The organism is Bartonella sp. EBT8 (assembly GCF_055796165.1).
Map to the genome: position 1 here is coordinate 1 of NZ_JBTTDJ010000003.1, position 23,971 is coordinate 23,971.

General features: G+C 35.8%; 14 protein-coding genes, 1 tRNA gene and 3 pseudogenes. 11 read left to right on the forward strand and 7 right to left on the reverse strand.

Annotated features, from left to right (window positions below; translation table 11 throughout):
- The first annotated feature begins 221 nt into the window (after window positions 1-221).
- Window positions 222-539: an XRE family transcriptional regulator gene (locus AC0QT4_RS02930; protein WP_473200238.1), complete on the forward strand. Its 318-nt coding sequence runs from the start codon at window positions 222-224 to the stop codon at window positions 537-539.
- A gap of 310 nt (window positions 540-849) precedes the next feature.
- Here the strand turns inward: AC0QT4_RS02930 and AC0QT4_RS02935 are convergent, their stop codons facing one another.
- The 4 genes from AC0QT4_RS02935 to AC0QT4_RS02950 all read right to left on the reverse strand — a co-directional run bounded on the left by AC0QT4_RS02935 (window position 850) and on the right by AC0QT4_RS02950 (window position 6,732).
- The gene (locus tag AC0QT4_RS02935) at window positions 850-2,037 is read right to left on the reverse strand and encodes a tyrosine-type recombinase/integrase (RefSeq protein ID WP_473200239.1); all 1,188 of its coding nucleotides are present in this window, start codon (window positions 2,035-2,037) and stop codon (window positions 850-852) included.
- 519 nt (window positions 2,038-2,556) lie between these two features.
- The gene (locus AC0QT4_RS02940) at window positions 2,557-3,450 is read right to left on the reverse strand and encodes a porin (RefSeq protein WP_473200240.1); all 894 of its coding nucleotides are present in this window, start codon (window positions 3,448-3,450) and stop codon (window positions 2,557-2,559) included.
- A gap of 640 nt (window positions 3,451-4,090) precedes the next feature.
- Complete coding sequence (locus tag AC0QT4_RS02945; RefSeq protein ID WP_473200241.1) at window positions 4,091-4,363, reverse strand: hypothetical protein; 273 nt, start codon at window positions 4,361-4,363, stop codon at window positions 4,091-4,093.
- Entirely contained in the window at window positions 4,357-6,732 is a 2,376-nt protein-coding gene (locus AC0QT4_RS02950) for a mechanosensitive ion channel domain-containing protein (RefSeq protein WP_473200242.1), read from the reverse strand. The genes AC0QT4_RS02945 and AC0QT4_RS02950 overlap by 7 nt, the downstream gene beginning before the upstream one ends.
- A 631-nt stretch (window positions 6,733-7,363) precedes the next feature.
- Here AC0QT4_RS02950 and secD point away from each other — a divergent pair.
- The 3 genes from secD to AC0QT4_RS02965 all read left to right on the forward strand — a co-directional run bounded on the left by secD (window position 7,364) and on the right by AC0QT4_RS02965 (window position 12,695).
- A complete protein-coding gene (gene secD, locus AC0QT4_RS02955) occupies window positions 7,364-9,877 on the forward strand; it encodes a protein translocase subunit SecD (protein ID WP_473200243.1) in 2,514 nt (837 codons plus the stop codon).
- A 93-nt stretch (window positions 9,878-9,970) separates the two neighbouring features.
- The gene (locus AC0QT4_RS02960) at window positions 9,971-11,725 is read left to right on the forward strand and encodes a cation:proton antiporter domain-containing protein (protein WP_473200244.1); all 1,755 of its coding nucleotides are present in this window, start codon (window positions 9,971-9,973) and stop codon (window positions 11,723-11,725) included.
- Between the two features lie 16 nt (window positions 11,726-11,741).
- Window positions 11,742-12,695, forward strand: a complete 954-nt coding sequence (locus AC0QT4_RS02965; RefSeq protein WP_473200245.1) for a lysylphosphatidylglycerol synthase transmembrane domain-containing protein — start codon at window positions 11,742-11,744, stop codon at window positions 12,693-12,695.
- 526 nt (window positions 12,696-13,221) lie between these two features.
- Here the strand turns inward: AC0QT4_RS02965 and AC0QT4_RS02970 are convergent.
- On the reverse strand, window positions 13,222-14,775 hold the full coding sequence (locus AC0QT4_RS02970; RefSeq protein ID WP_473200246.1) for a TerC family protein: 1,554 nt from the start codon (window positions 14,773-14,775) through the stop codon (window positions 13,222-13,224).
- A 453-nt stretch (window positions 14,776-15,228) separates the two neighbouring features.
- Between AC0QT4_RS02970 and AC0QT4_RS02975 the strand changes: the two genes are divergently transcribed.
- A tRNA-Lys gene (locus AC0QT4_RS02975) sits at window positions 15,229-15,304 on the forward strand.
- 395 nt (window positions 15,305-15,699) lie between these two features.
- Here AC0QT4_RS02975 and AC0QT4_RS02980 read toward each other — a convergent pair.
- A pseudogene (locus AC0QT4_RS02980) lies at window positions 15,700-16,643 on the reverse strand (DnaB-like helicase C-terminal domain-containing protein); the annotation flags it as partial.
- Between the two features lie 542 nt (window positions 16,644-17,185).
- On the opposite strand from AC0QT4_RS02980, the pseudogene AC0QT4_RS02985 reads away from it, so the two are divergent.
- From AC0QT4_RS02985 to AC0QT4_RS03010, 6 genes and pseudogenes are all read left to right on the forward strand, one after another.
- Window positions 17,186-17,753, forward strand: a pseudogene (locus tag AC0QT4_RS02985) (2OG-Fe dioxygenase family protein).
- Complete coding sequence (locus tag AC0QT4_RS02990) at window positions 17,750-18,184, forward strand: Rossmann-fold NAD(P)-binding domain-containing protein (RefSeq protein ID WP_473200247.1); 435 nt, start codon at window positions 17,750-17,752, stop codon at window positions 18,182-18,184. The pseudogene AC0QT4_RS02985 and the gene AC0QT4_RS02990 overlap by 4 nt, the downstream one beginning before the upstream one ends.
- Window positions 18,181-18,485: pseudogene (locus AC0QT4_RS02995) on the forward strand (NAD(P)-dependent oxidoreductase). Before AC0QT4_RS02990 ends, AC0QT4_RS02995 begins: the two are co-directional and overlap by 4 nt.
- A gap of 234 nt (window positions 18,486-18,719) precedes the next feature.
- Complete coding sequence (locus AC0QT4_RS03000) at window positions 18,720-19,328, forward strand: fumarylacetoacetate hydrolase family protein (RefSeq protein WP_473200248.1); 609 nt, start codon at window positions 18,720-18,722, stop codon at window positions 19,326-19,328.
- Entirely contained in the window at window positions 19,325-19,957 is a 633-nt protein-coding gene (locus tag AC0QT4_RS03005; RefSeq protein WP_473200249.1) for a LysE family translocator, read from the forward strand. Before AC0QT4_RS03000 ends, AC0QT4_RS03005 begins: the two co-directional genes overlap by 4 nt.
- Before the next feature lie 1,390 nt (window positions 19,958-21,347).
- Window positions 21,348-22,748 carry an amino acid permease gene (locus AC0QT4_RS03010; protein ID WP_473200250.1) on the forward strand — a complete coding sequence of 467 codons (1,401 nt, stop codon included), beginning with the start codon at window positions 21,348-21,350 and terminating at the stop codon, window positions 22,746-22,748.
- Window positions 22,749-22,833: 85 nt separating this feature from the next.
- Here the strand turns inward: AC0QT4_RS03010 and ilvC are convergent, their stop codons facing one another.
- Window positions 22,834-23,853: a ketol-acid reductoisomerase gene (gene ilvC, locus AC0QT4_RS03015; RefSeq protein ID WP_473200251.1), complete on the reverse strand. Its 1,020-nt coding sequence runs from the start codon at window positions 23,851-23,853 to the stop codon at window positions 22,834-22,836.
- Between the last annotated feature and the right edge of the window lie 118 nt (window positions 23,854-23,971).

Consider the following 23,971-nt stretch of genomic DNA (forward strand, 5'->3'; position numbering starts at 1 on the left):
CTTTTTCTCTTTTTACTCATCCTTGACTTTGCTCGGCTTATGGATGCAATAGACAGTGTCTTTGCCCATTTAAAACAGTGGTTTTCAAAGAATTAGTTCATCCACATCTCTCTTAAAATAGATTCCCTTAGAAAAGAAATCTTTCCCAATAATTGAGAGAAATAGTTTTCAAATATTCTAGAATCAGGGTGAATGTTCATTTGTTTCATAGGATTTTTTAGATGATTACACCCTTTGGTAAAACCTTACGCAAACTTCGCATTGATCACTCTGAACGCCTTTTAGATATGGCAGAGAAATTAGAGGTCTCTATTCCATTTTTATCATCTGTAGAAATTGGTAAAAAATCTGTACCTGCTGGCATGGAAGAAAAGAGCATAGAGCTTTATGCTTTAGATCAAGAAACAGGCGCCCGTTTAAGGAGAGAAGCGGATTCTTGTCGTGGTAGTTTTACCATCAAATCTTCTGATCCATTGTGTCGTGAAACTGTTGGTATGTTTATGAGACTTTTAAAGGTTTTTTCACAACAGGATTTATAATCCTTCAAAGGAATATTAGAAACGATTAGAGAAGAGAAAAGCCAAAAAATGTTCGTGTTGCGGAGGAATGTTAGAAAATCCTATTCCCTAACCTTTATTCACGTATCCCGCACCTTTAAAAAACATATGGAAAACCAATAAGTTATTTATAGTTAAAGATTGAGAGGCGGAGAGAAAGGAAGAGGCTAGAGTCTTATATAGAGGTTATTTCATTTGACAAACTCATGCTGATACCGAAAAAAGAAAGCAACGCTTCTTTGAAGCTCTAGGGATGCCATTATGATAGAGTGACAGCAATTATATTTTAGGCTTAACGGTTTAGAATATTTGGTAAAGATGTTCCTGATATAAAAGACGCCCATTGTTCTAAGAGGATACGACGTTGTTCTAAGAAATCTGTTCGCATGTAAGCTTTCGTCACTGAATTACCAACTGAATGCGCAAGAACAGATTCTGCAATTTCAAATGGTGTTGATGTTGTCTCCGCTATCCAGTCACGAAGATTCGATCTAAAACCATGAGGTCTATAATCAAAGCCTTTGTCTTTCATGAATTTAGAAAGCGTTGCATCAGATATAGGCTTTCCAAAACTCCCAGAAAATAAAAAACCATTTTTTTTTGCTTTTTCAATAACAGCAAGCGCTTCAGCTGTAAGTGGCACACGAAAGTCCGAAACCTTTCCAACAATCCCCTTCATATTTTCTTTGGGGATAATCCATATTGATTCATAAATCTCTTCTAACCGAATATGCCTGATTGGCATAGAACGAACACCCGTCAAAATAAGAAGTTTTAAGGCTAAGTTTGATACAAGCTCATCATTTAAAGATTGAAAAAACTTAGGCACTTCTTTCCATGGCATTGCTGGAATATTTTGGGTATTTTGAATAAACTTTCCTAATAAAGCTTTTGCTTTTGGTATTAATTGCATATCCACATCTATACCAAGTGCTGCCGCATGTTTTATAGCTATATTCAAGCGGGATAGAGCTTTACTTGCTGTTTCGTTTTTTGTCTTCCAAATGGGAGAAATGCATTCTTTTATATCAACTTGCGTCAGTTCAGTGATTGACATATCACCAAGTTTAGGAAAAACATGTAACTCAAGAGGTGTTAACCACCTTGCTGCTTTCCCTTCATTTTTCAATTCGTTTTTTTTCGCTTCAAAAGTACCGGAGGCAATTTCTCGTAAAGAAATACCACCTCCTGCTCGACGCAAATTTTCTTTTTGTTTTTGGCGAATTGGATCAATTCCTTGATCCAAAAGATCACGCCAAGCTGTAGCCTTGAACCGTGCTTCTTTTAAAGATACATTGCTACAAGAGCCTAATCCCATTTCTCGTCGTCTTTTATTAAGATCAAACCTAAAAACCCATCGTCCTTGATCTGGTGCAGTTTTGATGAGCCATAAACCAGCTCCATCAGCATATTTACCTTTAGATAGATTTTTTACAGATAAGACAGATAGTCTATCACGTGTTCTTATTCTTCGAACCACCTTTTGGAACGCGATTGGAACGCTTTCATCTGGTACCAAGATTATATATAAAAGGCAATTAAATAAATAAAATAAAAACAATTATTTATTAAATATAAAAAAGAGAAACCGCGCTATCAGGTGATATTATAGAGAGTTCTAAGACAAGAAAAAATCGGTGCACAAATGGTGCAGCCGTCCGCACCATAACATTTAGATTTTCCTTATTAATAGCTTGTAGAGAATGACAAATTAAACCGCATTTAAGAGCATCTAATGCTAACAAAACAGTATTATAATAACTCTTTTAATTACGAATCATAACTTCTTTTATTACGCTTAGCAGCGCTAATGATCTTCACTAAATTTTCATACTAAAAAGATCTTTTAAGCTATTTATCACCTTATCACAATATTAAAAATCTAGATAACTAAAAGTTAAATCCTTTCTTTCCATAAAAAGGGTAACATTCTACAAAACAGCGAAAAAAAGGCCCTATCAAGGATAGGACCTTTTCCATCAATTTAATCTTACAAAAATTAGAATTTGTAAGCTATTCCAACACGAAAGTCATTCGTTTTATATTTAAGTTCAATTTCATCACCGAATTTCTTTTTACCAAAATCCGAGTAACGATATTCCGCACGGACAATGACATTATCTGTCATTGCAACATCAATGCCACCACCAAGAGTATAACCAATCATAGTTTTTGTAACATCTGATGTTTTATTAAAGGGCTCCTCTCCTGTAATTAATGTCGACATAATATCCTGAAACTCACCATAAGCGACACCACCAGAGATATAAGGCATAATACGATCAACAGTAAAACCAATGCGCGCTCGTGTGGCACCAGTCCATTTTTGTTTTAAAGTATGAGTGAAAGTCAGACTGCTTTTCCTTGTTTCTGCACCTTCGTCGGTTCTTGCTTTAACTCGCATCATAAGGCCTTTTTCTTTCGAGCCATTTGTGCTATCTCCATTTTCACTCCCACTCTCTATAACCTCACTTCCGTTATCTTCTTCAGTCTCAAAATGACTTTTCTTATTGTCTCGACTCGTAAAAAATATATCGGTATCAATTCCCAAAATAAAATTATTACCAAGATCGAAATTAGCACCAGCATAAATCCCACCTAAAAAACCAGAAAGTTTAGGCATATATTGCTTTGCCACGGGTACCCATTCCTTCTTTCTACTATCATCATCAGGATAGAGAGGAATATTAACATCAGGCACTATAGCAGAGACTTTGCTCGAAAAACCACCAACTTGGCCTCCGAAATAAAAACCGCCCCAAGAAAAAGGTGGAGAAACAACAACTGGTGAAGCAACATGTTCTGGCTGTTCAGGAACAACAACATCTGCTGCCTGTACCATAGAAGTTGAAACCAAAGTAAAAATGGATGCTGTTAGAAATTTTGTATTCATAAAATTATACCCCATTGCTATTATAAATATAATAAAAAATCACATTCAGTAAAAACAAAGCGCTATCAAATCTTATGCTGCAAAATCACATATACTCCTCTATAGTTACATCAAAACCTAATTCAGCAAACATTTTTACTCAATTTTAAGCTTTAATCAATACTTTTATATCTAATTTTATCAAATATCATCTTTTATATTTTAATCTGTTATGTTTTACTTAAAAAATAAAATATAATACTCTTCTTATTTAAAAGATTGTATCAAAATTCCAAAATCAGTTTATTCAACGGCCTGTTTTTCGCAGCCACCATCTGCAATAATGCCGAAAATTATCGGCACATTGCTAGTTATCAAACCTTGCCATAAAGAGATTTAAAAATACATTTGGTATTGCATAAAAGAAATGATTTTATTTCAGTTATTTATTTGAGCAATTTTTTAAAAATTATCACACTTAAAATACATATTTTTGATTCTTCACGTAAAAAAGGCTACCCATGTTATTTATTCAATGTAAAATCTCATACTAAGATTACAGCTTTGACTGAGAACTTTTTAATTATAATATTTCTCAATAACTAAACAAATAGCATCATCATTCTTCAAATTTTATCTCATAAGAGAAATCGAAACGGCTTTATTTAAAAATCGCTCTATCGTGACTGATTTCTATATTATCCTCTGGCTTAACTACGAACCTGTCTTTATTAGGAAAGGTAATAAAACACCCTTTCATGCAAATCGTAGCAGTTTGATTAGTACGCAACGAGAGATTTAAGGGTATACTGCCTTCCACAATGATGAGAGAATGTACCTTTAAATCGGCATTCTTGACGGTTGCTGCAAAAGTTGTAAGAGCCCAAATATCCAACAGAGCAACTGCAATACAAATGCAAACATATTTTAACATTCTAGGATTCCCTCTTCAACGAAACGTTTATATAATATAAAATGAAGAGCATTTGTCACCTTAGAAGGTGAGGTGATATTAGGCACATAAATAGCCAAATTAAATGAAAATTTCTTACTATCAAATGCAGTAAAACTAACCTGCGGCGCAGGATTTTTTAAAACCCCTTCTGTTGCAGAAGCAATTTCTAGCAAAATTTCAACAACACGTTCTGGAGTGACATTGGAAGAAACAGTAATTGGAATATCAATCCGTCCCATTTTACTCCGTCGTGTCCAATTACTAACATTATTATTGATGAGAGTTGAATTAGGAATAATAATTGTCTTACGCTGAAGTGTTTCAAGTTCTGTTGCACGTACACTGATCCGTTTAACAATACCACCTACTGATCCAGATTCCACATAATCCCCCAGTTTAAAGGGTCTTCCAATCAAAATAATAAGCCCAGATACGAAATTTTGAACGATATTCTGCAAACCGAAACCTATACCAAGCGAAAGCCCACCTGCAATAAGAGCAAAATTTCTAAGATCCAAACCTGCCATCGACAATCCAATCAAAGCAGAAAGAACAATACCACTATAACTTATAATTGTTTTGATAGAATTACGCACACCAGAATCAAATTCACCATGTGATAATATCGTGCTATCTAACCAACCGATAAATTGACGAATGACAAAAAAACAAGCGAAAAAAACAACGATTCCTGTAATAATAGAAATCAAAGAAATAGAAACATTTCCAATTTGAAAACCGGTCATCAACTGCCACAGTACCGCTCTCAAATCAGAGTAAGAAAATCCAAATTGTACAGCAATGGGCATTGCACAAAATACGATAACAAATAAATTAAGGAAAATACTCAGAATACTCCCTAATTGATCCATCGTTTTTTCTTCTAAATGGAGCCATTGCATCAAAGCATGACCAACGCTTGTTTTTACAAATTGTCCTTTTTTTCCAAGTACTTGCGTACTTTTTATCCCTAAATACATTAAAACTATAAATGTGCCCCCAATTATAATTTGCTGCATCAGAAAACGCGCTAAGCCAACATAACCTAAAAAATCCATTATAATCAGCAACAATCCTAATAAAATGAAGGCAATGCGTATATAAAATGGCCAAAAGTATTGTTTTTCTTCTTCATTTTGCAAATGCTTACGCTTGAAACGTAAAGGTACAAAAGAGATTATAAACAGCAGAAGCGCTACAAGGAAAACAGCAATAAAACTTTTTGCGATTGTTAAAAAAAGAGAAGCCGAAATTATTTGATAAATACTATCGAAAACAGCATCAAATGCTAAAATTCCACCTAAAAAAGTAAGCAAAATCACCAATTGATGTGCAACCGACGGAGCAATGTTGAAAAGATGCATAGGGGTTATATTCGATGATAACAGAACAACTGCTAAACGATTTATCAAAAAAACTAAGATAATTTGATAGCCTATCGTATCAAATACTGCTGTGAGCTTCCCTAGCTCCAAATTAAAACTACGAGATAAAAATAATACAAGACAAACGCAAAAAACACAGACAAGCAAAGGTAAGAGAATTGAAATAAAAGCGACTAATAAGCGCTGTAAATAAGATATCTCCTCATTACTTTTAGCAAAGTGATCATACACATATGCAAGAGCTTTACGAGAAAAATAAGAGAGTCCTAAAGCAGTAAAAAGTGGAATAAAAAAGGAAAGAAACAGCTGTAACAATTTGAAATAAAAAACGAAACTTATCCAAGAACTCAAAAGAAAAAGAAAATCAGACGAAGCTTCTTTTGTTTTCTCAAAAAAATGTTTGAGCATTGGAATTGAAAACTCAAGCCTGTGTGTAAGTGTGCGTTTAAAAAGCTCTCGAGATTGAGAAATAGCAAGTTCAGATATTCTATTTGTAGCCAAAAATATTGCTTCGAATCGAAGCACTATGCTGTTAATTTCAGCTTTTTTCTCCAACAAGCAAGCATACTCTTTAGCTATTTTTTTCGAGTTTTCTAAACCACCATGAAGTTCTGTTAATTGATCAAGAAGTGCATTAATATCATTAAGAGGGGCACGCAAAACAAATGCCTCTTCTATAGCACGCTGACTGATATCTCGTGCACGATAACGCACTTCTGCTAAAGCATGCTCATCTTCTAATTTATTTTCAAAATCTTTTTTTAAAGTTTCTGTATTTTGTTCAAGATTCTTAATAACAAGCTGTTGTTGTTGAATAATTTTATCAATTAACTGAGAAGTAACTGCCTGTTCAACAATTGCATTTTGTGACCCAATATCTCCCCATACACAAGAGCTAAAGATAACTATAATCGAAGTAACAAAGAAAAGTATGCGTATTTTTTTTCTAAAAAATGAATACATATCTGCCTTAGATGTACCAAAGAGGAATCTGCCCCCTCCTGTTAACAATATGGCATAGAACAAATATTTTCAACTTTTGTAGAATAATTTATAATCTTCCCCTTATCCTATAATACTGATAAGAGGAGAAAGGATAATCGTAACTGTGAACATAACAAAATTAAAGAAGGTACTCTAACATGCTTTTTTTGCACCCCTATTGCAAAAAAGAAAATTTTCTTCCCTTTACGATCTGGCTTCTTCTGTCAGGATTCTGCCTATTGTTAACAAGCAGCTTAGAAACACGTGCTTATTTAATAAAACAACCCCAAGCAAATAATATAGTTAAAAAGAATAACCTTCATCCACAAAATAAGCGTAGCCAATTGAACGTTAATACAACTGAAACTAAAAAGTTTGCAACATTTTATCTCGATCCTGTTTTTCCTAACAAGACTTCTCAAAATATCCTAACATTGAATCTCTTTTTGATAATAATTGTCGTTATTTGTACACAACTTAGAAACCTTAAAACACAATATTTTTTAAATAAACGTGCTCCTCCTCTTGCTTGAATTATGAAACTATCATCTTATCTCACCACGACCTTTAATTAACAACTCTTACAAATTGCCTATTAGCGGAATATATCATGCGTACACCCAGTTGGTTGACTACTCTCTATTGTCTGATTCTTTTAAGCAGCATTTATGTTGCCTTGCCCAATTTATTCTCGCAAGAACAGGTAAAAAATTCACGATTTTTAACCGATACCCGTGTAACACTTGGGCTTGATCTTCAAGGAGGCTCTTCTCTCCTCCTCGAGGTTGATAGCAAAACATTAAAACGCGACCAATTACACGTAATTTTAGCAAACGTACGGAACACACTACGTGAAAAACAAATCCCTACATCAAGTGTCCGTATTACCGAAGATAGCGTGGTTGTACTTGTTTCTGATCCGTTACAAATTGAAAAAGCACTCTCTGCTTTGAAGACATTGATAACCCCCATACACAGTAGCTTTGGTGCTACAGCCGATGATATCACTATTAGTGCTCAAAATGAGACTATCCGTGTCATATTAAGTGAAGCTGGTATCAAGGATCGTATGAGCAATGCTATTGAACAAAGCTTAGAAATTATTCGTCGCCGTATAGATCAAGTTGGTGTTACTGAACCAGCCATCCAAAAGGTAGGAACCGATCGTATTATGGTTCAATTGCCAGGCTTACAAGATCCAAAGCAGCTGCGTGATCTTTTAGGAACAACCGCAAAGATGAGCTTTCATCTCGTCCCTTCCAATGTGGATATAAATAACCCTCCTGTAGGTGTTTCAATTCTCCCCGGATATACAGATCAGACACAACACTACGCAATTTATGATCAAATCGCCTTAGATGGAAATGTCCTGAAAGATGCCCGCGCAGGTTTTGACCCACAAATGCCAGGACGTTCTATTATTTCATTCACTCTGAATTCCGCTGGCGCAAAAACATTTGCGGAAATAACACGACAAAATATTAACCGTCCTTTTGCAATCGTTCTCGATAACAAAGTTTTGACCGCTCCTACTATCAATAGCGTTATTCCCAACGGGCAAGGTCAAATTACAGGGAACTTTGATCCCAAAGAAGCCTCAACTCTCGCTGCCCTCCTGCGAGCTGGTTCCTTACCTGCCCCACTCACTGTGATTGAAGAAAGAACTGTAGGCCCAAATCTTGGTGCTGACGCAATTCAAATGGGGCTTTATACCGGCATAATCGGCTTCGGTTTTGTTACAATTTTTATTTTTCTTCTCTACAGAGTTTGGGGACTTATTGCGAATATAGCACTTGCACTCCATACTATTTTAACATTTGCTGCACTCAGTCTTCTAGGTGCAACTCTCACCCTACCCGGTATTGCTGGTATTATTTTAGGTATCGGTATTTCTGTTGATGCCAATATTCTCATTAATGAGCGTATTCGTGAAGAAAGCCGAAAAGGCATTAGCGCCTTTGCAGCTTTAGATCGTGGATTCAAACACGCTTTTGCAACCATTGTTGATGCCAATGTTACTGCAATTATTGCAACTATTTTACTGTTTTGGTTTGGCACCGGTCCTGTTCGCGGTTTTGCTGTAACAATGCTGCTTGGTATTATCATCTCCATGTTCACAAATATCACCATTGTGCGTATCATAATGGTTTGGGTAATCCGCAAATGGAAAATTAAAACTCTGCATCTTCATTCTCTTTTCAATATTATCCAAAAAAATACAAATTTCCGTTTTATGAAGGCACGCTTTATTGGTATTGGCGTCTCAATTGTTTTATCACTTGCTTCGATTTTTCTGTTTTTAAAACCTGGCTTAAATTTCGGAATTGATTTCATTGGTGGAAGCCAAATGAGTATTACCACAAAAACACCAGCAAACTTAGCGACCTTACGTTCTAAGCTTTCTACCCTTAATATTGGTGAAATTACCTTACAAAATATTGATAATGCAAACACTGTATTGATTCGCATGCAGAAACAAAGTGGCAGTGAAGCGCAACAAACCATCGCCATTGATAAAGTCAAAACAACAGTACAAAACATCTATCCAGATGCCACATTCGATCAAATAGAAGTTGTTGGTCCAAAAATTTCAGGTGAGCTTGCTACAGCTGCTTTTACTGCTGTTATTCTGGCCGCAATTGCCATGTCTCTTTACATATGGTTGCGCTTCGAGTGGTTCTTCGCGGTCGGTGCAATTATAACACTTATCTTAGATACGACAAAAATGATTGGTTTTTTTGCCTTATTCCAATTTGATTTCAATTTAACGGCCATTGCTGCTCTTTTAACAATTGTCGGTTATTCCATAAACGACAAAGTTGTTGTCTATGATCGCATGCGTGAAAATATGCGTCTTTATAAAAAAATGCAGTTGCGAGAACTCATTGATCTTTCAATTAATCAAGTTCTTATCCGTTGTCTCTTTACATCGGCTACGACGGTTCTTGCTATGTTACCGATGGCGATATGGGGTGGAAGTGCGGTCCATAATTTTGCAATACCCATGGTCTTCGGGATCATTATTGCGACATCATCCTCTATCTTTATTGCCGCTCCGATTTTGCTTCTGCTAGGAGATTGGTGGCATAAACGGAATAATCGTACAAATAAAACACTAAACTAAAATGAAAATGCCATGCTTATACAACAGGTCACCTCTCTTCTCATAAAAAACTCACAATTGTTTCATTTTTTGATAAAAAGTCGTAGATAATCCATGCTTCATGATACACCACTGATTACAACTATTGTTGCAGGTTTATGTTTAGCCTTTCTTCTAGGAATGATTGCTAGCCGTTTGCGTATTTCACCACTGGTAGGATACTTATTAGCCGGTGTGATTGTAGGACCAAATACAGGCGGCTTTAGAATAGATTCCGTTATTATCAACCAACTCGCTGAAATTGGTGTCATTTTGCTGATGTTTGGTGTTGGACTCCATTTTTCATTAAAAGACCTTTTATCTGTAAGAGCTATTGCTATCCCTGCTGCCATTGGACAAATGGCATTTTCTACTTTTCTGGGCTTATGCCTTGGTTTAATGATGGGATGGGGTTTCAGCGGTAGCTTAGTCTTCGGTTTAGCTCTATCAATAGCCAGTACTGTTATTTTACTACGCGCTTTACAAGAACGCCATCTTATTGAGACAGAAAAAGGACGCATTGCTGTTGGGTGGTTGATTATTGAAGACTTAGCGATGGTCCTTATTCTTGTCCTCATACCATCACTAGCAAATATCCTTAGTAATACAAAAAAGGAAGCAATTGATCCTCTTGTTCAGTGGTTGGATTTAAGCATTTGGGGGATTTTTGGTCTTACCATATTGAAAGTCATCCTCTTTATTGCACTTATGCTCGTTATTGGACGACGTGTTATCCCATGGTTATTAAAAATGAGTGCGCAATCAGGATCACGCGAATTATTTCGTCTTAGTGTCTTTGCTATTGCATTAGGAGTAGCGTTTGGAGCAGCCCATTTATTTGGAGTTTCTCTTTCTCTTGGTGCTTTTTTTGCCGGTATGGTTATGAGTGAATCAGAATTAAGCCATCGTGCAGCGGAGGAATCTTTACCGCTACGCGATGCATTTTCTGTTCTTTTTTTCGTTTCTGTAGGGATGTTATTTGATCCAGGAAAACTATTAACGCATTTTTTTCCTCTCTTAGCAACGCTCTTCATTATCATAATAGGAAAATCTATTGCCGCCTTTTTTATCGTTAAGGCTTTTCGTTATTCTAACGCAATAGCTTTAACCATCTCTGCAAGCCTTGCTCAAATCGGAGAATTTTCTTTTATTCTTGCAGGTTTAAGTTTGAGCTTGGGACTTTTAAACAATGATGCCCATGATTTAATTCTTGGAGGTGCGATTCTTTCTATTTTGCTCAATCCCCTTGTTTTTATTGCCTGTGATAAAATAAAAAAACATCTAGAAAAATTGCCTACAAATTTACAAGATACACAAGCGATCATTGATCTTGATTCTCAAGATTCCGATCAAGAATCTTTACAAATGACCTTAAAAACCAATCATATCGTGATTGTTGGCTACGGTCGTATTGGTAAATGTATTGCATTATCTTTAATAAAAAAGAATGAACCTGTAGTGATAGTCGAAGAATCAAAACGCCTCGCTGATAAAGCAATTGCAGACGGCTTCGAAGTGATTTGTGGGAATATCATTCAACAGGAAGTGATGAACGCAGCAAATATAAGTGATGCATACAAAGTTGTTGTTACGATGCGAAGTACCATTGAAGTCGGAGAATGTATAGTGAATATCCGTAATATGAAAAAAGATATTCAGATAGTAACACATGCATTATCCGATGTAGAAACAACTTATCTCATTGATTTAGGTGCAAATGTCGTAGTAACTGATGACGAAGAAATTGCTAACAGTATTATAGAACATATCATAGAACAAAGATCTGTAAAAAATATGCACAATCATGTGATAAATTTACAAAAAACATAAAGTGGATAAACAAAGCGTGAAAATAAAGCAATTTATATGGCCATTTATTGGTATCTTAGCAATGCTGATATCTATCCGCATTCTTTATATAAAACTTTCTGCTATTTCTTTTAATGATGTATTGGAACGTTTGGGCCATTTAAATGCACAAGATTGGTTATTAGCCTGTTCGTGTTCTCTTCTAGCTTATGCTGCTCTTGCGGGATATGACCGAATTGCCTTGCAACATCTGGGCCATAAAATTTCTTGGTTTTTTATCGCACTCTGTTCGTTTACGACCTATGCCCTTTCACACAATATTGGTGCTTCAGTTTTTTCTGGTGCAGTCGTACGCTATCGCGCCTATAGAATGAAAGGATTAAGTGGAACCGAAATCGCGATATTAGTAGGTTTTTGCTCTTTTACCTTTGTAATAGGTACAATCTTACTTTTTGGAATTGTTTTGATTTTAAAACCTGAAATTATCAGACTCATTCATGATAACCTTCCTGAATGGCTTGGAACAACAATCGGTATAATTCTGCTCGGCTGTATAGCCCTTTATACCTTTGGCAGTTGGCTTCAACTGAAACCTCTCCGCTTGAGTAAAAAAATTCAACTTTCCTACCCACAATTAAAAATTGTCATCCAACAACTCCTCATTAGCCCCCTAGAACTTTTAGGAGCAGTAGGGATTATATACGCGGTCCTCCCACATAATACAGATATTCATTTTATTTCTGTGCTCGGTGTTTTTCTCGCATCTTTCACTATAACGCTTCTCTCCAACGCCCCAGCCGGAGGAATTGGTGTTCTGGAAGCTTTATTCATAACAGGTATGCCCAGTGTAAACCCAACTGATGTTGTTGCAGCACTTATTGTATTTAGAATGCTTTATTTAATCATACCACTGATCATTTCTTTATTTGTTGTAGCAATTTTTGAAACACAACAATATCGGAAACGGATCTTCAAAACACCCCCTAAATAAAGAGAAATCACGCCTTTATTTTTATGACATATAAATAACAATAACCCTGTTGGATCTTGTCTTGTTTGTAAATCAACATAAACATTATCTTTAATTGATTTTTTTATATTGATTTGAAGCCTCTCTTTTTCATACCAATTTCATGATCAAAATACATAAAAATAGTTTAATATTTGAATTTCCTTTAGCAAACCGTCCAAATAAACCTATCCAATAAATTCTGTATGAAAAAATCACGCTTTTATAGTCCTGAATCCATTTTCAACATTGAGTTTACTTCCTTATAGTGCAATGCCCTTTATAAAACTTTTTATGATAGAAAAGAATAACAAAAATTTTTAAGATAACCTGACGAAAGCAAAAATGGTTTCACAAATAACTTTGCACCATTTTCTTCTTCGCTAAACAAATCATCAATAAAGGGCTTCATCTAATATGAAGTCTTTTCTCTTCCAAGCTAAAGATTCATTGACAACTCAACTTTTTTCACTTATCTCACACACTCAAAATAATGAGTTTTTTTGTGTTACATAAGTGGAGAAATAAGGATTTTAGATAAATTTCGGCGATCCATTTCAACAACTTTAAAGCACAAACCATCAGCCTCAAAGCTTTCTCCCTCATTGGGTAAATGGCCAAACCGCCATAGCATAAAGCCAGCAAGAGTCGTATAACGATCTGCCTCATCAACAAGATTACGCCCAAGATAACCACTTAAACGGCGAATATCAGCATATCCTTCAACAAGAAGACTTCCATTTTCAAGCTTCTCTGCAATCATGGGTTCTTCATCATCATCAGGAAAATCACCTGCAATGGCTTCAAGAATATCTGTTGGTGTTGCAATCCCTTCAAAAGATCCATGTTCATCAACAATAATTGCCAGCTGGATTGAAGAATGACGTAATTGCTCCATCAATCGTAAAACACTTGTATTTTCATGAACGACAAGGGGTTCCCGCATAGCTTTTTTCCAATTGATTTTTTTTCCTTCAGCCAAGTTCAAAAGAAGATCTTTTGTCAAAGCAACGCCAACAAATTCATCCACTTTTTCACGTGCCAGAATTAAGCGGCTATGTTTAACCTGTTGTAATTCTTCACGCATTTCATTCTCATTGCTGTTCAAATCCAACCATTCAATCTCATTGCGTGGTGACATAATAGAACGAACAGGACGATCAGCCAAATCGAGAACACCACGGATCATCTCCTTTTCTTCTGGTCGAAACAACTCAGAAGCTGCGGCTTGTTCAGCAATAACATCTACAGTCTCACCAAGATTACCGTCTTTGTTTCCGCCTCCTAAAAGCCTCAAAACAGCATCAGCTGTTCGACCACGCAGATCATTTGTTGTAATCATTTTCTCACGATTACGACGTCCGATTTGATTAAAAGCCTCAATGAGAACAGAAAAACCAATAGCAGCATATAAATACCCTTTTGGAATATGAAAGCCAAATCCCTCAACAATAAGAGTAAAGCCTATCATCATCAAAAAGCCAAGACAAAGGATGACAATGGTGGAATGACGATTAATGAAGCGCATAAGAACACCAGATCCACACATCATCACCCCCATAGCAACAATGACAGCTATATACATAACTATTGCCTGCTCTTTTGCAATCATCCCTGTTGCAGTAATAATACTATCGAGAGAAAAAACAGCATCCAGCACCACTATTTGAACAATTACCTGCCAAAAAACAGCATACGCAATGCCTGCTTTTCTTTCGTGCGGGACTCCTTCTAACCTTTCATGTAATTCTAGTGTTGCCTTTGCCAACAAAAAAACTCCACCCCCAATTAAAATAAGGCTATGCCAACTAAATTCAAAAAATGAGAGTGAAAAAATTATTGTATCGACATTCATCACCCATCCAATAATCGTGAGAAGGAAAAGCCGCATCGCTAACGCTAAGGTGAGGCCTATCAAGCGTGCACGATCACGCAAATGCAGCGGTAATTTTTCAGCTAAAATTGCAATAAAAACGAGATTATCTATCCCTAAAACAATTTCAAGAAAAATCAACGTGATCAAACCAAACCACACATGGGGATCAGCGATCCACTCCATCATAGCTCACCCTTTAAACACTTAAACGTGCACGATTGATAAAACAAATTCATGAGCTTTCATTCGCACAATTGATAAAGAACATTGAACACAGAAAGACTGCATTCAAAGAAAGGAATGTACTCCTTAACCCTACACAGTTATTGATAAAATTCATAAAACAGAAAGGTAACCTATACCGCCCACAACCACACGAAGGCTCCTCTGATTCTTTTTCGGGCATTATGCTCGACGATCCTCCAAACTATAGTCCCGTATAATAATCAGAACATTTATTATAGAGCTTCTTATAATGGGACTATTTTTACATAAGATCAAGATGTATATTACATTTTTAATGATACAGCTAATTTAGCTATAAACTTTCCCATTTCATGTAAAAAGCAACAAAACTCTCTAGACTTCTTCCCTTAGGAGCGTTATAGAACCACCTATTCTTACTTTCTGATAAGCTATGGGTGATTAGCTCAGTCGGTAGAGCAGCTGACTCTTAATCAGCGGGTCGTGGGTTCGATCCCCTCATCACCCACCATCCACTTTTGCGATACATATAACTTATTGATCTAACATATGTTTTTTGTAGTGAGGGTGTAGCCCGCCACCAGTGTAGCTTGCCACTAGGTTTTGCAGCAATTCATTTTTTTCAAAGGCGTTTTTAGGCGCTTCTCAGAGAAGCTTTAAGAGGTGTTTAGAGCCGCTTTCATGAGTCTTGTTTTCTTTGGATCAGAATCACAATTTGAGATGATTCATCTTTTCCAACAATCCTATTATTTGACACCTAAAATCTGTAAAATATGCATGCAGAGACCAACAAATTTTGTATCATTTGCATCATATTTTGTAAAAATGACCTCATTTTCAAAGGATTTTCATTTTTTCAAAGACCTCTCAAAGACCATTTATTGCCCCCTTTATGCATGCTTTTCTTCATAGATCACTAAAACGTGTAAAATCAGATTGGAAAGCAAGAGGGACGGTTCCTGTGGGACCATGGCGTTGTTTGGCGATAATCACTTCCGCTTGCCCCCTCACCTGATCCATCTTCTCTTGCCATTTGACAGCTTCAACGCTGCCTTCCTTTGGCTGTTCATTTTTTAAGTAATATTCTTCACGATAGACAAACAAAACAATATCCGCATCTTGTTCAATTGAACCGGATTCACGCAAATCAGAAAGTTGTGGGCGTTTGTCTGTGCGATTTTCAACTTGGCGTGAAAGCTGTGAAAGAGCAATGATAGGAATATTCAGTTCTTTCGCCAATGCCTTAAGAGCCATGGTAATGGCTGTCATTTCTTGCACGCGATTGTCTGAGGAACGCTTTGTATGACCCGTCATAAGCTGGAGATAATCAATCATCAAAACATCTAAACCATGTTGCCGTTTGAGGCGCCTTGCACGCGCTGCTAATTGGGCAACAGACAGACCACCCGTTTGGTCTATATAAAGCGGGGCTTTTTGCAAAGAACGCGTCATATGAATGATTTTAGTAAATTGCTGTTCTGAGAGATTGCCCCATCTGATATCAGAAGAAGAAACCTCTGTTTGCTCAGAAAGAATACGAGTTGCTAATTGTTCTGAGGACATTTCCAACGAGAAGAATCCAACAATACCCCCCCCCCTCATTATCTTATTCTCGCGTTTTGCTATCATGCTTACAAACATTGGCAATGTTAAAAGCAATGTTGGTCGCAAGAGAGGTTTTCCCCATACCGAGGCGTCCAGTGAGAATAATAAGATCAGATTTTTGTAACCCTCCCATTTTTTCATCAAGTGTTTTATATAAGTCGCTATCCCTGAAAGCCTTGAAGAGCGCTTTATAGCAGCGCTTGGTGTATTGGATGCTTTTTTACGGTCTTATTGAAGTTTTCAAAGTCTTTTTCCTTTTTTATGCAAAATTCTGATTTTTGCTATTTTCTGCTCTTTTCGTGATTTTTAGGTATCAAAATCCATTTTAACAAAACGTGCATTTTATGGTAAAAAATAGACATAAAAATAATAAATTAACACTTAGCTCTTGGCTAATTTTACCTCTTCCCACTTAATACAAAATCTACTGTCAAACAACACTCTCGTACTGGTTTAAAAGGAAAATTGCGGTATGCTTGGTAGGGTATACATAGATAAAACACCGTGTGTATAAAACAAACTGTTATCTGAGAGAATCTCGTTTTGCTTTCAAAAGTGACAATTCAAAAAAATTAACAAAAAAGACATACATTATATGTTACAGTCAAAATTCATTTATATAACAGAGGGGGAGATAGATGTTTGTAAATATAGATCAAATTGTTGAAAAATTAAGAAAAATAAATTTGCCCACATTCCTTCTGAGAAAATCAATATCAGAGCTCATGAGATAACTGATCTAGCCCGACTGAAGAGAAGCTGGGACTATTTACCTATCGATCCTTACATGAAAAAAGGTGACACCTACAGGAGAAAATGCTTTGGCAAATTTATCGTAGATGTAGCCAACAAAACTATAAATTTTGTAGAAGATAATGTTTTTTTCAGAGTTCTGAAATTAACAGTTATGCGGGTGGAATTGAAAGAAAACTACCAAAAATATCCGATGCAATATCATCAAATGTTATATTGCACAAAATAATTCAAAACACACTTAGTGCTTTTTTGATATATAAAAATAAAGAAAGCTCAATATGGGATGTCTTTGTCCACCAATTCCGTATTGAAGCAAAAAAAGGAATTCAAGGAAACCCTACACCTGAAGGAATCCATAAAGATGGTCATACATTTATAAGTATGCACCTGATCGATAGACACAATATTGAAGGTGGCACATCCTATATTTATGATGAAAACAGAAAAAAATAAAAGAGATCATTTTGAAAAAAAATTTAGAAAGTATACTGCTGGATGATAGTGAAATGTATCATTCAGCCTCTGCAATTTCATCAAGAAACGATGAAAGAGGTTTTAGGGATTTGATGGTTATCGATTATAGAGAAAAAATACAATGAAAATTGCGATAACAGATAGAATAACTGAAATAAGTAAATTTGAAAAACCACTGGTTGATTTAGGTGCTGAATTTTATTTTTTTAACTCTTTAAATGAAGATAACTTTCCTGATGACATTTTGGAAGAACTTGATGCCTTATTGATCTGGCATGCAAAAATAACAGAAAAAACAGCGAAGAAATTGCGTAAGTGTAAAATAGCAGTACGCTTTGGTATCGGTTATGATCAGGTAGATTACGAAGCACTTAGAAAGCATGGTGTTGAATTTGCTAACAATCCTTCCTATTGTATAGATGAAGTGGCAGACACCGCCTTAACCATGATTTTAGAGGGATGCAGGCAAGTCTCTAGACATAATGATTTAGCAAAAAAATATGGCAAGAAAACAATCTTAAAACAGTCCGTCCCAAGCAGAAAACAATTGGATTGATTGGCTTGGGTAAAATAGGAAAAGCAACGTTAGAACGTTTAAGGCCTTTTGGCTTTAAAGTGCTTGTCTACGATCCCTATATTGATGCAGGTCTGGCTAAATCTCTCAACTTCAAACTTCTCGAAGAGATTAATTCCCTTCTAGAGGAATCTGATGTAATATCAGTGCATTGCCCTCTTACAAAAAAACAACAGGAATGATTAATTCAGCATTCCTTAATAAGATGAAGAAGAATGGTATTCTAGTGAACACTGCAGGGGAAAAATCCTCAGTGATTTTGATTGTTTGGAAAAGCATCTAAGAGAAAATCCTGACTTCCAAGTGCTCCTTGATGTTCTTCCTATGGAGCCCCCAAGTGATTACTCTCTCATTAAAGCTTGGCGAGATAATGCGAAGTGGTTATCGTCGCGATTAGTCATTAATCCACACAATGCATATTTTTCAGAAAGTTCACACATCGATATGAGAAAAGATGTTGTTTCCACAGTAATATCCTACCTATACAAAAAGAAAATGAAAAATTTGGTGATTTCCTATGATTAATGACATTTACTGTGTTGGACGCAATTATGTTGAGCATATTCATGAACTAGGCAATAATGTTGAAGATGAACCTGTTATCTTTAGCAAGCCCAAAAGTTCACTCCTTTTAGGCAATGAAATTTATCTTCCTGATTTTTCCAAAGAAATCCATTTTGAAACTGAAATTGTGCTCAAAATCTCAAAGGATGCTTTCATAGTCACTGAGAAAGAAGCGAAAGAATGCTATGATGCAATAGCAATAGGTCTCGATCTCACAGCAAGAGATTTGCAAACAAAACTGAAAGAAAAAAAGCTTCCTTGGCTTTTGTCTAAAGGATTTAAAGGCGCCGCATATGTATCTGACTTTATAAACAAGGAAAAAATAAATAATCCAATAACCTTTATAATGAAGTTGAATGGAGAAACGAGGCAAATTGGCAATACGAAAAACATGATCTTTAGCTTTGAGAAAATAATATCATTTTTGAGTCGCTACATTCAGTTAAGACGTGGTGATATCATATACACAGGCACTCCACAGGGTGTAGGGAAACTTTCTAAGCTCGATAGAATAGAATTATATCTCGAAGACCAATTAATTTCAGAGCTAAAAGTCAAATGAATCATCAAATATTAACCTTTTTCATTGTTTCATTTTTTTTAGTCATCTCACCGGGGCCAAATATGGTCCTTATCATCGATAATGCCACGAGATTGGGAAAAAAGAACGCATTTACGAACGTTTTAGGATTGTGTACAGCAACATATGTGCATGGAACATTTTCCATATTAGGTGTATCAGCGCTCATTCTCAACAACAAAACGCTATTTTTTTTAGTGAAATTTATGGGAAGCTGCTATTTATTATATATGGGTTTTAAAGCGATTAAATCTGGAATACACAGTTTAAATTCAAAAGAACGAATATTAATGAATAAAAAGAATGTCGTAGGTAAAACAAAGCTTTTCACCAGTTATATGGACGGTTTTCTGACCCAAATACTCAACCCTAAAGTATCAATATTTTACATAGCAGCCTTTCCAAAATTCTTGGCTTCTGGTGGGAGCATTAAAAAAGGCTTTGAACTTGTCACAATACACTCTTTCAATATCTTTGTATGGTTCACTTTTATGACCCTTTTTATATCATTTACCAGCAATGCTTTAAAAAAACAGAGAGTAAAAGGGGCAATTAATATCGCGACAGGAACAGTTTTATCTCTGTTTTCTTTTTTCATCTTCTTTGGATAACAGCATCTTATCAATAATATGTTGCCTTGCTAACAGACAAATCTTTGCACAATCTTTGTCCAGTTAGGCTATGAATTGATCTAACTTACTCTTGGAATGCTGATTTATTAAAATTAAATATGAGACATTTGAAAATACTTTTTACTATCTCATTTACCATACTCTCATCATAAGGTATTATAAATTATAGATTATAAGCGCTATAGCCCCTCATAATAAGCTTATAGCTCACAGCTGTTGCTTCTACTGATCCAGAGATGACTCAACATACCATCGAAGTAATGAGATGACTCTGATCAATACAATCATCACCGTTGAAAATGAACCTGAAGCCCTTGTTGAAATTCCCACGCAGTGTCAATTAAAAACATTGTAGAATTGTCAATCCGCATAATTAATTTTAACAATTGAGAGATTCATATTGATGTTTTATGAGCAGATTGTATTTACGACAGGACAAAAATTTTAAAGTGATATCCGACAGCAGTTTCACGTTAAATATATATCATTCTCCTTTAGAAGACAGAGAAAGAATTTAAAAGATCAAATATATTCTCTATTCTAAAAAACAGTACCAAATGAATATTGAGAACCAGCACAAGCAATGATAACAACAGAGATAATAACAGCGATAATCACCTTCATGGCTAACCTTATCCCATTTCCAAACCATAGTGAATGCACTACCTAGAACTATAAACCATCACAAGGCACCAGCTCATAAAACCATGAGGTGTAACAATCGTACAGCATTCTCACCAGAACTTATTGTCATAAACCCCGCAAAGGCTCTCAAGCAATTAACATTTTTGAACTTCCCACAAATGCATGACTAAAGTACCAAATTTTATAAAGGAATTATCAATTGAAGAGACCAAGCTGGATCTCGGTTATGGTAAAACGCAAAACGCACAGAACAATATTAAAAACCATCAGTACATATGATTGTAAAAATCAATTTAAAATTTTTATCATTTGGAAATTATTTCTTAAACAGAATAGAAACTCTATACTCTATTCAAATGAAAATGAAACTCTTTTCCCATTATGATCTTAGAAGCAACGATAGTACTTATACGGCTAGAATTTTCCATCTCTCACAAGCAGTTTCTCACGAACTGTTTGAAATAGTTTAAAAACAACGAGCATAATGCTCAGTTCTTTTATCAACTCTTTGCCCATCATTTCAGCGACAACTTAAAACTCTATACTCCAATTCTGGAGTAAAGTCGTCTCTCCTTAGACGTTTTCTATACCTTTTCTTTATCCACATAAAATCATAAAAAATATTTTTTTCCTTTACTCCTCATTTATATCATGCTTCGATACAGGAGATTACTTTTTTCAGTGTAATTTTAAACCTTAAATAATCAAAGGGAACCTTCAAAAAATGAACTATAAACAAAATTCAGAAGCTAATCCTCAGCAAAAATTGCAACGCGGATTAGATAACCGTCACGTACAACTTATAGCCCTTGGTGGTGCTATTGGAACAGGTCTCTTTATGGGATCAGGAAAGACAATCAGTGTAGCAGGTCCCTCCATTATACTCGTTTATGCTATTATCGGGTGTGCCTTATACTTTGTAATGCGTGCTATGGGAGAGTTATTGCTTTCTAATTCACGATACCGCTCTCTCATTGATTTTTCAACTGATATGCTAGGACCAGGAATCGCTTTTTTTGTTGGCTGGAGCTATTGGTTGAGCTGGGTCGTAACTGGAGCTGCAGATATTATCGCCATCATCACTTACATGCACTTTTGGTGGCCAACACTCAATCCATGGATTATTGTTTTTTCTTGCATTGGTTTCTTTTTAATCTTCAATCTCTTTGCTGTAAAACTATTCGGAGAACTTGAATTTTGGTTTGGTCTTATCAAAGTCGTAGCAATTTTAGCATTAATTGCTGTTGGACTTTATATGGTCATTACTGGCTTTACCTCTCCAAATGGCACTGTTGCCTCTCTCAGTCACGTATGGAACGGTGGAGATATATTTCCTCGGGGAATTACAGGTTTTTTTGCTGGATTTCAAATCGCCATCTTTTCTTTCGTTGGTATAGAAATTGCAGGAACAACCGCAGCTGAAGTCAAAGACCCTAAAAAAGTTCTGCCCAAAGCAATTAATGCAATACCGGTTCGTATTGTCCTCTTTTATATCTTTTCTCTTGCTGTCATTATGTCAGTCACACCTTGGGATCAAATTACTCCGGAGAAAAGCCCCTTTGTTTCGATGTTTTGGCTTGCTGGTATTCCAATAGCGGCTGGTTTGGTAAATTTTGTTGTCCTCACTTCGGCTGCCTCCTCAGCAAATAGTGGTATTTTTTCTACCAGCCGCATGATATATGGGCTTGCAACACAAAATGGTGCGCCTCGCCTTATGGGAAAACTTTCTAAATACCATGTTCCAGCCAATGCTCTATTTTTTTCTTGTCTCTGTATTTTCTTAGGATACTCAATTACATCGCTATCTCCAAGCATTATAAGTGCTTTTACAATTGTAACGAGTATTTCAGCTATTGCGTTTTTATTCGTATGGTCTACAATTTTGATTAGCTATATTGTATATCGCCGCAATCATACTCACCTACATGCTGAATCTGTCTACAAAATGCCAGGAGGCATTATCGTATGCTGGTTTATTTTAGTTTTTTTTGCTTTCATGCTTTATTTGTTAACATTAGAACATGATACTTTCATAGCTTTTCAATGTGGCGTAGTATGGTTTGTTTTTTTAGGCATAATGTATTTTATGTTTGTGAGAAAAAAAACGCTTAAAGACAACAAATAGAATCTCTACAGAATAAAGACATCAAAAAAGGGTAACGAAAGTTACCCTTTTTTGATGTTTACATGTACAATTTACAGATTGAATTTTAATTACGCTCTTTATCAACTAGGGCATTAGATTTTATCCAAGGCATCATAGAACGGAGTTTTCTACCAACTTCTTCAATAGGATGGCTATCATTTAAACGCCGTATACTTTTAAAATGAGCAGCACCAGCTTTGTATTCTTGAATCCAATTGGATGTAAATTTTCCCGTCTGAATATCTTGCAAAATACGTTTCATTTCTGCTCTCGTTTCATCCGTAATCACACGTGGACCAGACATATATTCGCCCCATTCAGCTGTATTAGAAATTGAGTAATTCATATTTGCAATGCCACCTTCATACATAAGATCAACAATCAACTTAACCTCATGTAAACATTCAAAATAAGCCATTTCTGGTGCATAACCTGCATCCGTTAGTGTTTCATAACCCGCTCGAATAAGCTCAACGAGACCACCACAAAGAACAGCTTGTTCACCAAAAAGATCAGTTTCACACTCTTCTTTAAAGGTTGTCTCAATCACTCCAGCACGTCCACCACCAAGACCACAAGCATAAGATAATGCTACATCATGTGCCTGTCCTGAAGCATCTTGTGCAACGGCAATCAAGCAAGGAACACCGCGACCACGTTGATATTCATTGCGCACTGTATGGCCAGGACCTTTAGGAGCAATCATCACAACATCAACTGTTTTTTTAGGTTCAATTAAACCGAAATGAATACTCAAACCATGAGCAAAAGCAATCACAGTACCATCACGTAAATGATCATGAATATGCTCTTTATAAATATCAGCTTGCAATTCATCTGGTGTAGCCATCATAATAAGATCAGCCCATTTTGCTGCTTCAGCAACACTCATAACCTCAAAACCATCCACCATAGCCTTTTTAGTTGTTGCGGATCCTGAACGCAGAGCAATTTTCACATTTTGAACACCGGAGTCTTTCAAGTTTAAAGCATGAGCACGCCCTTGTGAACCGTAACCAACAATGGCTACGTTTTTCCCTTTAATCAAATCAACATTTGCATCATGATCATAATAAACACGCATAAAATACTTCCTTTTCTCTCTATTTAAACTTAATTTTGGCTTATTTTCATTGAATAAATAATTAAAAAATTAATTCAATTTCTTGAGGAAACTATAAATAAAAAAACACCACTTATAA